The sequence below is a fragment of the Flavobacterium psychrotrophum genome, assembly GCF_003403075.1.
Lineage (GTDB): Bacteria > Bacteroidota > Bacteroidia > Flavobacteriales > Flavobacteriaceae > Flavobacterium > Flavobacterium psychrotrophum.
Map to the genome: position 1 here is coordinate 462,832 of NZ_CP031557.1, position 14,800 is coordinate 477,631.

The 14,800-nt window shown below is 42.1% G+C and carries 13 protein-coding genes and 1 riboswitch; of the genes, 6 read left to right on the forward strand and 7 right to left on the reverse strand.

All coding sequences use genetic code 11. The annotated features are described in order from the left end of the window. Position 1 precedes the first annotated feature (1 nt). From DYH63_RS01920 to tpiA, 4 genes are read left to right on the forward strand one after another with little or no spacing between them, the layout of a single operon-like run. The gene (locus DYH63_RS01920) at positions 2-1,078 is read left to right on the forward strand and encodes an ABC transporter permease (protein WP_116787191.1); all 1,077 of its coding nucleotides are present in this window, start codon (positions 2-4) and stop codon (positions 1,076-1,078) included. Between the two features lie 11 nt (positions 1,079-1,089). Continuing rightward, positions 1,090-1,668 carry a hypothetical protein gene (locus DYH63_RS01925; protein ID WP_116787192.1) on the forward strand — a complete coding sequence of 193 codons (579 nt, stop codon included), beginning with the start codon at positions 1,090-1,092 and terminating at the stop codon, positions 1,666-1,668. 54 nt (positions 1,669-1,722) lie between these two features. After that, positions 1,723-2,226: a TlpA family protein disulfide reductase gene (locus DYH63_RS01930; RefSeq protein WP_116787193.1), complete on the forward strand. Its 504-nt coding sequence runs from the start codon at positions 1,723-1,725 to the stop codon at positions 2,224-2,226. After that, positions 2,226-2,981, forward strand: coding sequence for a triose-phosphate isomerase (gene tpiA, locus DYH63_RS01935; RefSeq protein ID WP_116787194.1), 756 nt, complete (start codon positions 2,226-2,228; stop codon positions 2,979-2,981). Before DYH63_RS01930 ends, tpiA begins: the two co-directional genes overlap by 1 nt. Before the next feature lie 179 nt (positions 2,982-3,160). On the opposite strand, the gene DYH63_RS01940 is transcribed toward tpiA, so the two are convergent. From DYH63_RS01940 to DYH63_RS01970, 7 genes are all read right to left on the reverse strand, one after another. After that, positions 3,161-4,396 (reverse strand): homoserine dehydrogenase, encoded by a 1,236-nt coding sequence (locus DYH63_RS01940; protein ID WP_116787195.1) that lies wholly within the window; start codon positions 4,394-4,396, stop codon positions 3,161-3,163. Between the two features lie 9 nt (positions 4,397-4,405). After that, the gene (locus DYH63_RS01945; RefSeq protein ID WP_116787196.1) at positions 4,406-5,584 is read right to left on the reverse strand and encodes a trans-sulfuration enzyme family protein; all 1,179 of its coding nucleotides are present in this window, start codon (positions 5,582-5,584) and stop codon (positions 4,406-4,408) included. Between the two features lie 144 nt (positions 5,585-5,728). Next, positions 5,729-5,840: riboswitch (SAM riboswitch) on the reverse strand. A 65-nt stretch (positions 5,841-5,905) separates the two neighbouring features. Further along, positions 5,906-7,522: an MFS transporter gene (locus tag DYH63_RS01950; protein WP_116787197.1), complete on the reverse strand. Its 1,617-nt coding sequence runs from the start codon at positions 7,520-7,522 to the stop codon at positions 5,906-5,908. Between the two features lies 1 nt (position 7,523). Beyond that, positions 7,524-8,555 carry an HlyD family secretion protein gene (locus DYH63_RS01955; protein WP_116787198.1) on the reverse strand — a complete coding sequence of 344 codons (1,032 nt, stop codon included), beginning with the start codon at positions 8,553-8,555 and terminating at the stop codon, positions 7,524-7,526. A gap of 4 nt (positions 8,556-8,559) precedes the next feature. Further along, positions 8,560-9,891, reverse strand: a complete 1,332-nt coding sequence (locus DYH63_RS01960) for a TolC family protein (RefSeq protein ID WP_116787199.1) — start codon at positions 9,889-9,891, stop codon at positions 8,560-8,562. A 315-nt stretch (positions 9,892-10,206) separates the two neighbouring features. After that, positions 10,207-11,088 (reverse strand): helix-turn-helix domain-containing protein, encoded by an 882-nt coding sequence (locus DYH63_RS01965; RefSeq protein ID WP_116787200.1) that lies wholly within the window; start codon positions 11,086-11,088, stop codon positions 10,207-10,209. A gap of 40 nt (positions 11,089-11,128) precedes the next feature. Beyond that, positions 11,129-11,758 (reverse strand): EamA family transporter, encoded by a 630-nt coding sequence (locus DYH63_RS01970; RefSeq protein WP_369692813.1) that lies wholly within the window; start codon positions 11,756-11,758, stop codon positions 11,129-11,131. Between the two features lie 445 nt (positions 11,759-12,203). Here DYH63_RS01970 and DYH63_RS01975 point away from each other — a divergent pair, with 445 nt between their 5' ends. Together DYH63_RS01975 and DYH63_RS01980 are read left to right on the forward strand one after the other, a co-directional pair. Then, a complete protein-coding gene (locus DYH63_RS01975) occupies positions 12,204-13,820 on the forward strand; it encodes a S8 family serine peptidase (RefSeq protein WP_116787202.1) in 1,617 nt (538 codons plus the stop codon). A 15-nt stretch (positions 13,821-13,835) separates the two neighbouring features. Then, entirely contained in the window at positions 13,836-14,774 is a 939-nt protein-coding gene (locus tag DYH63_RS01980; RefSeq protein WP_116787203.1) for an NAD(P)H-dependent flavin oxidoreductase, read from the forward strand. Positions 14,775-14,800: the final 26 nt, after the last annotated feature.

Here is a 14,800-nt window from a genome sequence, read left to right on the forward strand (position 1 = left end):
TTTGATACGCTACTTTTTACATAAAACAGGATATGCACTGCTAACACTCTTTGGGGTGATAACGGTCATATTCTTTTTGTTTACAGTATTGCCGGGCGACCCAGCCCGTATGATGCTCGACCAGAATGAGAACAGCGAGCAGCTGGCGCTCATAAAAAAGAAATATGGTTTTGATAAGCCTGTTAGTACACAATATTTGTATTATTTAAATGACCTTTCGCCCATATCATTTCATAGTACCAATGCAGATGATTACACGTTTTTAGCCGAGGGTAAATATACTGCGGCCAGGCTGTTTACCTTGGGTGGTACAACAACGGTTTTAAAAGCACCTTATTTACGCGAAAGCTTCCAGAAAAGTGGTAAAAAGGTAACACAGGTTATAGGCGATACCTTACCTAATACGGTGGTGTTGGCGTGTTTTGCCATACTCATCGCCATCGCCATAGGTGTGCTTCTGGGAGTGGTTTCAGCACTGTATAAAGATACCTGGATAGACCGTACCATAGCACTTGTAAGTACGTTGGGCATGAGCCTGCCGTCGTTTTTTGCGGCAATATTGTTTGCCTGGGTGTTTGGGTTTTTACTGCACAAATATACCAACTTAGATATGACCGGCAGCCTTTATGAGGTAGACGACTTTGGCGAAGGCACCCACATAAAATGGAAGAACTTTATACTGCCATCTATTGTTTTAGGCATACGTCCGCTAGGGGTAGTAATACAGTTAATGCGAAACTCACTACTCGAAGTTCTGAGCCAGGATTATATTCGCACCGCGCGTGCTAAAGGTCTGAGCGAAGTGCGCATCATCCGTAAGCATGCACTTAAAAATGCCATGAACCCGGTAGTAACCGCCATATCGGGCTGGTTTGCCAGTATGCTTGCCGGCGCTGTGTTTGTAGAATACATCTTTGGGTGGAACGGCCTTGGTAAAGAAGTAGTAGAAGCGCTAAATACGCTCGACCTGCCTGTAATTATGGGATCAGTACTGGTTATTGCCGCCACCTTTGTAGTTATTAATATACTGGTAGATGTTATTTACGCATGGCTGGACCCTAAAATTAGGTTGTCTTAAATGATTATGCTATGGCAATAGAAATACGCTATACCGAGTGGTTTGGGGATGAAATTTTGCCATCTCAAATCGCGACGATTGAAAAATATCTTAAAGAATATTTTTTTGATGGCAAACACATAAAAACGGAGCTTTATATTGAGCAAGAACTTAAGTCTACCCGATATAATATTGAAGATTTGAATGACATCGGCCGGATTTTGAATGAAGATCCAAACGCTGGAATTTGTTATATTCACAAGGAATTGGAATATTTAATTGAAGAAGTTTCAACTTATGAAGAAGCCGTGCTGAAATATAAAATAATTGCGGTCGATGAGCTACACGATCAAGCAATTTGTTATGCTCAGATAGACGTACAGACTGGTCTGCCTAAATTATCGGACGTGGAAAAGTATTATAATGTAAATGGCGAGCGAAAGTATCTTTTTACATACGACGCTAACGGCGAATGTGAAAAAATATGGGGTGAAGATGATTACACTGAAGATGTATGGCCCTCGCAAATTGGCGTTCGTTCCGATGTGAAATTTACTTGGGATGGTTTTGAGTACTATAGATATGCATTACCAATTATACCTGAAAAGTAAGCAGTTTTATCATAGACTTATCGTAAATTTGTTACAATTAATTATATATTAAAAATGAAAAACCTATTTTTACTGCCTATACTATTCTTTATGATTTCATGCACGCAGGCACAGGAAAAAACTGCTTTTGGAAAGGAAGCGCTTGAGGCTAAAATGACCTCGGTAGACGGAAAAGAAGTTGCATTTAAAGACATTCTTGCCCAGTACAAAGGCAAGGTTGTGGTTATAGACGTTTGGGCTTCGTGGTGCCCGGATTGTAAAAAAGGCATGCCAAAAGTGCACGACCTTCAAAAGCAATTCCCTAATGTAAAATACCTGTTCCTTTCGTATGATCGTGTAGATGAAAAATGGAAAAACGGTATAGAAACATTCAATACCAAAGGTGGTGATAACTACCACGTAGGGACCAGCATGAAAGAAGGTGCTTTTTCTAAAGACATTGTGCTGGACTGGATTCCGCGTTACATGGTAATTGATAAAACCGGAAAAATTGCACTTTTCAAAGCCATTGAGGCCGATGATGCAAAACTTATAGAGACTTTAAAAAACCTAAAATAATGAGAAAAAAGATCGTTGCAGGTAACTGGAAAATGAATAATGACATTAACCAGACTGAAACCCTTATTGATGAGCTACTGGCTAAAAAACCTGAACATACAAACGCTAAAATTGTAATAGCGCCAAGTTTTGTAAACCTGCAGGCTGCTGTGGCTAAAACACATGGTACAGACATTATTGTTGCAGCGCAAAATATGCATCAGGCAGAGAGCGGCGCTTATACAGGCGAGGTTTCTGTAGGCATGCTTAAGAGCCTTAAAGTAAACACTGTTATCCTGGGCCACTCAGAGAGGCGTGCTTACTTTGGCGAAACTAACGAGCTTCTTGCTAAAAAAGTTGATACTGCGCTTTCTCATAACCTTACCGTTATTTTCTGTTTTGGCGAAGAGCTTGCCGACAGGCAAAGTGGCAACCACTTTAACTTAGTAGAGAGCCAGCTTCGCGAAGGCCTTTTCCATATTTCTGAAGCAAACTGGAGTAGTGTTGTTCTTGCTTATGAGCCGGTTTGGGCTATAGGTACAGGCGAAACGGCGAGCCCTGAGCAGGCACAGGAAATGCACGCATTTATCCGTAACCTTATAAGCGAGGCGGTTAGCCCTGCGGTTGCGCAAAATGTTTCTATCCTTTACGGAGGCAGTGTAAAACCTGATAATGCTGCAGAGATATTCGGCAAACCGGATGTTGATGGTGGCCTTATAGGTGGTGCGGCACTTAAAGCAAATGATTTCCTTGAAATTGTAAAAGGTATAGCATAAGCTATCCTTTATAATATACGAAAGCGGCCTCATGATTATATGAGGCCGCTTTTTTTTGTTTATGAATACCTCAATTGCTTAGTATGTCAGTCTGTTATATATAAAAATAGAAGGCGCCCGTTTGTGGATGGGCGCCTTCCGGTAATTGGAAAATAGTTGAAAGAAAATCCTGTAGTTGTTTATGCAAGCGCTTCCTGCGCTGCAATGGCGGCTTCCTGTTCGCTTACCACACTGATAAGTATGAACGAAACTTCGCCGGGTTGTGCTGCCTGAAGTTTCTTCAGGTTGCTGAGTGAAATGTTTCCGGTAATATAACCGGAATCTTTGTTGGTATACGCCTCCTCAATAGCGCTAAAGTGCAGCTTCAAGGCTTCGGCATCATCTTTTTTATGGCGCAGGAGTACCTTAAGTTCTACATTATCTGTAAGCGAAAGGTTTTCTTCGCGGTATATTTTTTTGTACTCGTATTTATAATCGTATGTAAGCGCAGAGATATCGCTCAATACCGCCGAGGCAGTAGGGTAGGCACCCGCGCCTTTGCCCACAAAAAAGTGTGTGTCGGCAAAACTGGTTTTGGTAATCACGCCGTTAAACACATCGTCTACATGGTACAGGCGGTCTTCGGGCGTTACAAACTTCGGCAGTACAAAAGCTGAGAATGTACCATCTGTACCTTTATAAGCCTGTGCGACAAGTTTTATTTTCAGTCCTTTTTCTTTGGCGTAGCGTAACTCAAGATCGCCTATGTTGTCGATACCTAAGTTAAAAAGATCTTCAGGCGTGGCAATGTACCCAAATGAGTGCGCCAGCAAAATCAACAGCTTGTATTTGGCATCAAACCCACCGGTATCCAATATCGGGTTGCTTTCTGCAAAGCCCAGATCCTGTGCCTGCTTAAGGGCATCAGCATAGCTAAGGTTTTCGGCAAAAGTCTTGGTCAGTATGTAATTAGTACTGCCGTTAACAATACCTTCAATCGATTCTAAAAGGTCGTTATCGTAATACTCTTCCAGGTTACGGATTATGGGCATACTGGCGCATGCAGCAGCTTCATACAACAACGGAACATTATATTCGCGTTGCAGGTCGAGCAGTTCCTGAAAATGCTCTGCCACCATTTTTTTATTGGCAGATACCACAGCCTTGCCTTTTCTCAACGCAGCAGAAACTATTTCAAACGCCGCATCGGCATCATCTATAAGTTCTACAACTACATTAATCTCGGCATCGTTAAGAATGTCATTTTTATCGTAGGTAAAGTGTTCAGCGCCTATTTCTCGGGGCTTATCCTTATCCTTTACACAAATGTTTTTGATGTTGGCTTTAAGGCCGGGTGTTTTTTGCAGTACCTCATACAGGCCATGCCCTACAACCCCAAAACCAAAAAGGCCTATATTTAATTGTTTCCTTGCCATTGTGTGGTGTTATGCAGTTACAGATTTACTATCGGCAGTAACATTAACGGCTACGGCAAAAGCTTGTTTAAGGTCGTCTATAAGATCATCTGCGTCTTCAAGTCCTACACTAAGGCGTATAAGGCTATCGGTAACACCGGCCTGGTAACGCTTTTCTGCCGGAATAGATTTATGGGTCATTTCACACGGTAAACACAGCAGACTCTTAACGCCGCCAAGGCTTTCTGCAAGTTTGAACAGTTTAGTACTGCTTACAATTTTAGAGGCAAGTTCTTTATCGTCGATAACAAGGTCAAACGTTACTACACCACCAAAGAATTTCAATTGCTTTTTAGCAATGTCATGGTTGTGGTGTGTAGGCAGGCCAGGGTAATATACATTTTTAACCAGTTTTTCTTCAAGCAGGTATTCAGCAACTTTTTGTGCATTTTCGGCATGTGCTTTAATACGCAGGCTAAGGGTTTCTATACCACGGATAACAAGCCAGCTGTCGAATGGTCCAAGGATGGCACCAGAAGCGTTTTGTACAAATTTAATTTTATCGCCCAGTTCCTGAGTAGCGGTAACTACAAGGCCGGCAATAAGGTCGCTGTGGCCAGACAGGTATTTGGTAGCACTGTGTACCACGATGTCTGCACCCAGATTGATAGGTTTTTGCGCTATTGGCGATGCAAAGGTGTTGTCTACGCAAAGCAGTATGTTATTAGCTTTTGCAATTTTAGCAATAGCCTCTATGTCAGAAATTTTAAGGGTAGGGTTAGTAGGTGACTCGATCCAGATAAGCTTGGTTTTGTCAGTAACGGCATCGGCTACGTTTTGGGCATTAGTAGTATCTACATACTTAATGCTGATGCCAAATTTTTGATACACATGGGTAAACAGCCTGAAGGCACCACCATAAATATCGTCAACGGCTATAACTTCGTCTCCTGCGCTAAGCAGTTTTATAACCGCGTCTATAGCTGCAAGGCCACTGGCAAAGGCATAACCATTAGTACCGTTCTCTAATTGGGCAATGGTATCTTCAAGTACTTTACGGGTAGGGTTGTTGCTGCGTGCATAGTCAAAGCCTTTGTGTACGCCCGGTGCATCTTGTACAAAAGTTGATGTTTGGTAAATAGGCACCGAAATGCTTCCGGTTAATGGATCGATAGGCAGGTTGTTCAGGATTGCAGTTTGTTCTTTCATTTTGTTTCCGAATTAATTTTTGTTAAACATTTCGTTTCTCAAAAACTATTCAAAGCCAGGTATCGAAAAGGCCTAAAATAAAAAAAGCCTTCCCGACAAGTCAGAAAGGCATATAATATCTTGGTAGAATTATAAACTGTTTCTTACTTATCTATCCCTGCACAGGCAGGGTTGAATGTGGCACCTTATCATGCAAAAGCATGGCAGGTTGCCAAGACGTCATCGGGTCAATTCCCTCGGTCTTTCTGGATAAGAATAATGTTTGAAGAACTTGCAGCAAAGGTAAGGGACAACATTTTAATTTTCCAAATAAATTTTTATTTATTTTTCAATCAGCTGTAAATCAATTATTTTTGTTTTGTTGCTAAAACGGTTTCGGTAAAAGTTTCTAATCATTGGGAGTGTTATGGCACCAAGAACAATAGCTCCGGTAGCGGCGGCAACGAGCAAGAAAATAGCCTGCGAGGTAAGCAGCTGGCTTTGTACCGCCATCTGTTTTGCTATAGTGGCGCGTGCCATGTTTGTGGCATCCTGCAAGGCATAGCCTTTGCTTAAAAATTGCTGTATGGCGGTATCGTTAGCCTCATTATATACGCTGTCGTATGGCGTTAAGTGCGCTAAAAACTGCTCTTTGTAATGCTGGTTAAAAAACAGTTGCAGTGTATAAAACCCGGCGAATGAGTGCAGCGTAGAAAAAAAGCGTACGTTGCCTGCCACTAATGTTCCTGAAATACCTGTATTTACGGGTACTTTAGAGAGTATAAAGGTAGCTATGGGCATAAACAGTATACCACAGGCCACACCGTGCAGAAATATGGGTAGCGCAAGGTCTTCAAACGACATATCGGTCGATATGATACGGTACATCCAGTAGTTAAAAGCACACATGCTGCCAAAGCCACCGATAAGGAAAAAATGCAGGGTGTGCCTTCTGCGCATTACCAGCTGTGATGCCGCATACATGGCAATACCCATGCCTGTAATATTACAGGCTGCAAGGGCTACATACTGGTAATTTGGCCATTGCGATACATTGCTGATGTGGTTGTAAATTAGAGAAATAGTGTCTTTAAAGCCGTAAAACAATGCCAGCAGAAAAAGCCCGGCAACAAACTTTGGCGACCTGAATATACTAAAGTGAACAATAGGCCTTTTGGTCTTAACCTCCCGGTAAATAAACAGGTAAAGTAATGCCAGTATGAGCATAAAGCAGTACGTAATTTCCCTGCTTTCAAACCAGTATTTCCTGGGGCCATATACCATAAAATAAGCTACAGACAGCATTAAGGACGCCATGATGATATAGGCTTTCCAGTCGATTTGATACAGGGGCTGCTGCCTGTGCAGGCGTTCTTTAGTAAACACAAAAAAGGCTATTATTATAGAGAGTACCTGGAAAAGGATTACAATGTAATAGATCATCCGCCAGTCGGTATTGTCAATAATCCATGCAGATGGAGCACCTGCCGCTACACTACTGGCTAATAATGTACCATAGTAAACAGAATAGCCCACAGCCTGTTTTTTCTCGTTATGCAGGCGGGTAAATATCAGTGTAAGCATTGCTCCTGCAATCATGCTTATGGTAACGCCCTGAAAGAAACGCAGTACTATGAAATAGTTTACATCGGTAACTTTCATGATGATGAGGTTTAGTACTATGCCCATCATCAGTACGCATATCAGGTATTTCCGTGTATTAAAATAGTTGAGCAGTTTTATTTGTAATGGTAAAAAGGCAAGTAGCGAAACATAGGTTACCTGGATAGAAAACGTAATGTCTTCGGGCTGTGCGCCAAAATATGATACCACATAATTTTGCGTAAGCGAAAAGAGCGAGAATTGTAGTATAGAAACCAACAGGATAATGAAAATAGCCGCACGGGTTCCCCACGTCCAGTTGTGTATCCATTCCCTGAAATAGATGTTCTTGTCCATTTTAGCTTTTCTTTACGGCAACTTCTACGTTCATGCCGGCCTTGATAGCAGAAAGATCGGTATCGGTTAGGCGAATCTTAACGGGTACACGCTGTGTTATCTTTACAAAGTTCCCAGTTGAGTTATCGGCAGGCAGCAGTGAGAATTTAGCACCCGTAGATCCTGCAATGGCCTCAATACTGCCGTGATAGGTTTTATTACTAAAGCCGTCTACAGTAATTTCTACAGGCTGGCCTACGTGCATATCTTCCAGTTGGGTTTCTTTAAAGTTTGCGGTAACCCACTTGTTCTTCTCATCAATAATGGGCACCAGGCTTTGCCCCGCCTGTACCTGCTGGCCCACTTGTAGCACTTTTCTGCCCAGCCTGCCGCTTACCGGTGCGGTTATTACGGTATATTGCAGGTTAATGTTTGCCAGGTCAAGCAGGGCTTCTTTTTGTTTTATTTCAGCCTGTATTAATGCGCGGCTCGCCTGTAACTCATCAACTTTGGCGTGTGTAGTTTTAAGGGTGTTTCCGGCAGCGTTGTATTCGCTTTGGGCTACATCATAGGTGGCTTTTATCTGCTCATATTCCTGTAGGGTGGCAGCTTCTTCGTTTAGCAGGTTTTTGTAACGTTTAAGATTCTGCTGCTTTTCTGTAAATTTAGCTTTAGCCGAATTTATCATGTCTTTATTTACATAAGTACCCGTTTCTACCGTACCTATCTGTGCATCAAGAAACAGCAGGCGGGCTTTGGCATCTTCTAAAGCGGCACGTGCTTCGTCAACTTTTGCACGGTATTCGCGGTCATCAATAAGTATCAGGGTATCGCCTGCTTTTACATACTGATGTTCCTCAAAATCAATCGCTTTTATGTAGCCACTTACCCGGGCAGATATAGGGCTTATGTAAGCTTCGGCCTGGGCATCGTTAGTTTCTTCGTAGTGGTTAGCATGCACTATGTAGCGTATAAAGTATATTGCGGTAATGGCAATAATGGCAAACACGGCAATGTTAAACAGGATATTGAATGTTTTTCCTTTAGTATCCATACTGTTATAGTTTTCCTTTGGTATAAAGTGTTTGGTAATAGTAGTATTGCTGCATGATCTGCGCCTCTACAAGATTGTATTTTGTTTGCAGATACAGATTGTCAGCATCCAGCAGGTCTGCAAGCAATGCCAGTTGGTTAAAATATTTAGTGCTCATTATCTTATAATTGGCCTGTGCCTGTGCAATTTCTTTTTGGGCAAGGGCTGCTTTTTCGCTCATATCATCCATTTTTATGTCAAGCGAAGTAAGCTCCAGCAGTACATTATCTTTAGCAGCTTTTTCGGTAAACTTAATTTCTTCAAGATGTTTTCTCTCTGCTTTTACCTTATGTATATTTTGGTAGAGAGAGGCCAGTGAATACGACATTTTAAAGCCTACATAGCCCACAGCATAGTACTGCGGTACATAGGGGTACCTTAAATAGTTAGGATAGTTATAGCCGTAAGCGGCAATAAGTTCTATAGACGGGTAATAGTTACTACGGGCTTCCCTTATTACAGCCTCTTGTAGTAAAATACTTTGCGATGCCTGCTGCACACTATAAGCTGAACCGGAATCAAGTTCCCGCTCTGTTGTTGCCATTGGTTTTGTGGCAGCAAGCACGGTATCTGTAAGTACAATATTAGTTTCTATAGGCAGGTTAAGCAATATGGCCAGCCTGTTGCGGTTAATTGTTATGGTGCTTTCATTCTCTTTTTTCTGGTATTCCCGGTTAGAAAGGTTCATTTCGGCACGCAATACATCACTGCGGGTTACTTTCCCATTTTTGTGGAGTGAATTAATATTCTTGAGACGTATCTTTTCCTTATCTACCTGCTCTTTATACAGGCTGTCGAGTTTTGAAAGACGCAAAATTTCGAGGTAGTGCTGTACAGTTTCTAACGCTATGCTGCCCTCGCGTTCTTTTACATGAATATCAGCCAGGCGCTCTCTTGCTTCAAACTGTTTGATGGAGGCCTCATGCTTACCGCCGGAGTACAGGTTAAAAGATGCTTCTATACCCGCATTTGCCTGATAACTTGCCGGTGGTGGTGGTACTGATTCCGACTCTGTAAAGCCATGGTCATACAGTGTTGCTTTGCTTAGCCTTTTGTCTGATGCATCAATTTGAACATGTGGCAACACATGGCTTTTAACTTCTGCAAGACTGGCAGCACTGGCTTCGAGCCCCATACGGGCGGCAGCAACGTTGTTGTTTTTTTCTTTTGCAAGCCGTACTGCATCCTGTATGCTTAGGGTATAAGCATTTGAATTTTGCTGGGCACTGTCTGTAATAGGAAACAGCAATGCTATAAAAACCAACCAAAAAGCCGGGAATTTATAAAAAAGGTTCATTAAAAAGAGATTAGGTGTTTTTCGTCAGAATAAGAAATAGTCAAAATCAATTTCAGTCAAAATAAGATTACGAAAAGCTTGTAGTGAGCAAATGAGTCACCTGATGTTTTGTGTTGCGCGGTTAAACCCTTTTAAATTTATTTCAGGATTTATAGTATTGCATTTTAGTATGTTGCGGTATTGGTTATTGTTGTTAAGTAGCGTACTTATAGCCATGTTGCAAAACGTGTTCATATCGTGATTTTAACACTACAAAGGTCGTGCAGTTTTGTAGTATAAATAAAGTCAATATGGCGGCACTTTTCGTCGGTTTTTCTAAAGAGCAGACTTTCGGTATTGCAATGGGGTAAATTCTGTGTGGGCTTTAAAGAATTTGCCAAATACAGATTGGTCAGCAAAGTTAAGCTGGGCACTAACCTCTGCTACAGATAGTTTCTTGTTTTGAAGCAATACTTTAGCCTCCAGGATAATGGCTTCGTCTATCCATTCGCCTGCCGTTTTTCCGGTAAATTTTTTAAGCTGTTCAGACAGGTGTTTAGGGGTAATGTTTAGCCTGTCTGCATAAAACTGTACCGTGCGCTGGCTTCGGTATTCTTTATAGAGCAGTTTCTTAAAATTAGCAACTATAGGCTGAAGATTATCAGCATTAATTTTAATGCCGCCATCCTGCTGCCTGTGTACGGCATCTGATTCGTTTATCAGTATAAAAGTACTACTGCGCACAATTTCTGCTTCGTGCAGGTGGCCAGATTGTACAGTATCTTTTATAAACGTAAAAATACGTGCTATACGGCTTGTGGCCTCAGTATTGGGTTTGCAGTAATGGCGGTCGTCTTTTTCAAAAAAGTCGAAGCCCATCAGGTAAAAAACATTGGTACGGTTTGCCAGTAAAAAGCTGTCTTTAAAAAAAAGAATCTGCATTACCGGTGGGTTGTCCGGGTCTTCCTGCATGGTGCGCACTACCGTGGGGCCAAGTGTAATAATTGCAGGGGCTGTTACACGTTGTGTATATAAGCCTGCCTGCACATATATGGCGCCCTCTTTTAAGTAGCTTATAGAGTAGGTTTCGCTGCGGCGTGGCTCAGGGTAAAAAAGGCTGCTCTTGCCTATTTCCACAAAAAAGAAGTCCTTATTGCTTACCGGCAAATTAAACATTTTTTGCTGGTGCTGTATAGAGTAAGTGCTTATCTTTTTCATTTGCCCGTGCGCCCTTTATTTTTACACGAAGTTAGGCAAATTAGCTGTATATCTGCGAAAGTGCTATAAGCACTATGGCAACCAGGGCAAGGATGATACCCGCATAATTACGAACCGAAAGCTTTTCGTCAAAAATAAGTACGCCCGCAAGGCTGCCCGTTACAATAACGCCCATATTCATGGCTGCAAAAACCGTAGACGGATTTGTAGAAAATTCTTTATGCGCTTTAAGGTAGAACAGTATGTTTCCAAAATTAAAAATACCCACTAGTGCGCCATAGGCAATGTTCATGGTGTTTATTTTTTTCTTCATGAAGATGATCTCGTACAGTACAGCGCAAAATGTAATGATAAGCGCGCCAACAAAAATCATGAAAAGAGATGTGGTATATTCCGGTTCAGGAAAGAGCGCTACTTTTTTAAACATCGTGTCTACAATGCCAAACCCTAGTAGTACTGCGGCAGGGTACATCCACTCGCCGGCTGGCTTATCTGTTTTTTTAGAGAGGATAAGCAATAGTGCCGGCAGCCCTACAGCCAGCCCCATTAGTTTATAGTTATTAAAGTCTTCTTTAAAAATAAACCAGGCAGCCAGTATGGGTATGAATAATGACAGGCGCTGGGCAGCATCTGTACGTACTATGCCCACATTTTTTATAGATAATGCCAAAAACAAGAATATAGATGGCAGTAATAACATTAGTGTAGTATAAGTACCCCAGTGAGAGGTGTACAAAGCAATAGAAGGCTCTGGCTTAAAAAATAAATAACACAGCACTAATGCCACAACATAGTTGCAACAAATTATTTGCGTATTACGGATTACACTACAGCGGGCTGTTTTAAATATTATGCCTACCGATACACTGCATAATATGCTTAAAACAAGATAAAGCATGTTGTTCTACTGTTTAGGGATACAAAAATACGGTTTTCCGTAATTGGTGTGTTGTAAAATTATACCGAATAATTGTTTTTAGGTTATTTAGGGCATCACAACACAAATAAGGTGTGTTTTGTGCCACTTGTAACTTAACACGTAAAAATATTGAAATCTTTTTATATCCTAAGATTACCAACATTGTGTAAATTTGATGAATATTGACCAAATGTAAATGAAAAGAATTCTATTCCTTTTTTTATTGTTGCCGCTTATGGCAGCTTCGCAGGAAGATGCCTGGGTATATTTTACCGATAAGCCCGATGCGGCTTATTACCTTGCAAACCCACTTGAAATGCTTTCGCAAAAAGCCTTAGACAGGCGTGCACGCCAAAATATAGCCCTTGATGATAAAGATGTACCTGTAAGCCAAACCTATATAGATGCCGTAAGGACAAGCTTTGGCATTACCATAATGGCAAAAAGCAAATGGCTTAATGCACTGCACGTGCGTGGTAGCGCATCTGATATCCGCAGGTTAAGTAGCCTGAGTTTTATAGCATCAATAACCTATGCAGATAATACTCTTAACGGACGCAGAAAGACAGTTGCTACTTCAAAAAGCAAAGCAGTAAGCAAACAACTCAACACGCAGGCTGATTATAACTACGGTTCTGCTGCTACACAGATAGAGATGCTTAACGGGCACCTGCTGCACCAGCAGGACTTTACAGGCACCGGACTAACCATTGCCGTACTTGATAATGGTTTTCCTGAAGTAAATAACCTGCCCATATTTGAACACCTGTATAATAATAACCTTGTTTTAGGGACTTACAATTATGTAGACAGAACAGACGATGTTACCATAGGCGGATCTCACGGTACGCTGGTATTAAGCACCATGGCAGGTTATAAAGATGGACAACTTGTGGGCACAGCCCCTGATGCCTTTTATTACCTTTTTGTAACAGAAGATGATGCCGCCGAAAACCCTGTAGAAGAATCATACTGGGTACAGGCAGCCGAAGCAGCCGACAGCCTTGGGGTAGATGTTATAAATACATCACTAGGGTATTTTACGTATGATAACCCTGCTTACAGCTATACCTACGAAAATATGGATGGCAACACAGCATTTATGACCCGTGGTGCTAACGTGGCCTTTAGCCGTGGTATTTTTTTGGTTAACTCGGCAGGAAACAGCGGGGCAGGTAGTAATCCATATATTAGTGTGCCTGCCGATGCGTTTAATACGCTTACCGTAGGTGCTGTAGACAGCAGCGAACAATATGCATACTTTAGTTCTATAGGCCCAAGTGCAGACGGACGCGTTAAGCCTGATGTTATGGCTATGGGGCAGGGGAGTGCTTTTAGCGGTACAGACGGGAGTATAGGTGCAGGAAGCGGAACTTCTTTTTCAAGCCCTATTACAGCCGGGCTAGTGGCGTGTTTATGGCAGGCTTTGCCCGATAAAACCAATGCTGAGCTGCTACAGATCATTCGGCAGAGTGCTGACAGGTACAGTAACCCTGACGGTTTCTATGGGTATGGCATTCCAGATTTTTGGCAGGCATATCAAAGTGCTGCCCTTTCAGTAGCGGGACTTGCTAAAAACACTATTGAGTTGTATCCTAATCCGGCAACGGATGTTGTGTATGTGGTTTTACCCGATGAGGTTGTAGTATGTACGGCTGCTTTTTATAATAGCTTGGGGCAATTGGTTTTGCAAAAAACAATTAGCAGGGCAAATAATACAATAGACATTTCGGTATTAGCCAATGGTATATATAACTATACAATTTCTTTAAAAGATGGCTCCGCCAAACAAGGGAAGATTATTAAACTATAACCAATCATTTTATTGATGAATAAAATAACCCAACTCTTTAAGATACAATATCCTATAATACAGGCCGGAATGATATGGGCCAGCGGCTGGAAACTGGCCAGTGCCGTAAGCAATGCCGGCGGACTGGGATTAATAGGTGCAGGATCTATGTATCCGGAGGTACTGCGCGAACACATTCAAAAATGTAAAGCAGCTACTGATAAGCCCTTTGGAGTAAACGTGCCCATGCTATACCCTAACATTCAGGAGATCATGGATATCATTGTTGAAGAAGGGGTGAAAATAGTATTTACATCTGCGGGTAATCCTAAAACGTGGACATCCTTTTTAAAAGAAAAGGGTATTACGGTAGTACACGTAGTGAGCAGTGTAAAGTTTGCGCTTAAATCTCAGGAGGCGGGTGTTGATGCCGTAGTTGCCGAAGGTTTTGAGGCCGGAGGGCATAACGGGCGCGAAGAAACCACCACCTTTACCCTCATACCCATGGTAAGAGAAAAGCTTACTATTCCGCTTATTGCGGCGGGCGGTATTGCTACCGGCAGGGGGATGCTTGCCGCTATGGTATTAGGAGCCGATGGTGTGCAGGTAGGAAGCCGTTTTCTGGCTACTACTGAATCGTCATCGCACGAAAAGTTTAAGCAAATGGTGGTAGATTTACAGGAAGGTGAAACACACCTTACACTAAAAGAGCTTGCGCCGGTAAGGCTTATCAAAAATAAATTCTTTCATGATGTTATGGCGCTATATGCCACATCGCCCACTCCGGAGGACCTTAAGACACTCCTTGGGCGTGCCCGTGCAAAGAAAGGTATGTTTGAAGGCGACCTTGAGGAAGGGGAGCTGGAGATAGGCCAGATAGCAGGCCTGATAAATGATATTAAGCCTGCTGCCGATATTATAAAAGATATGGTCGAAGAGTTTGAGCAGGCGAAGAAAGAAATAGCGTTATTTTAGGGTTCTGTCATTACGAGGAGGAACGA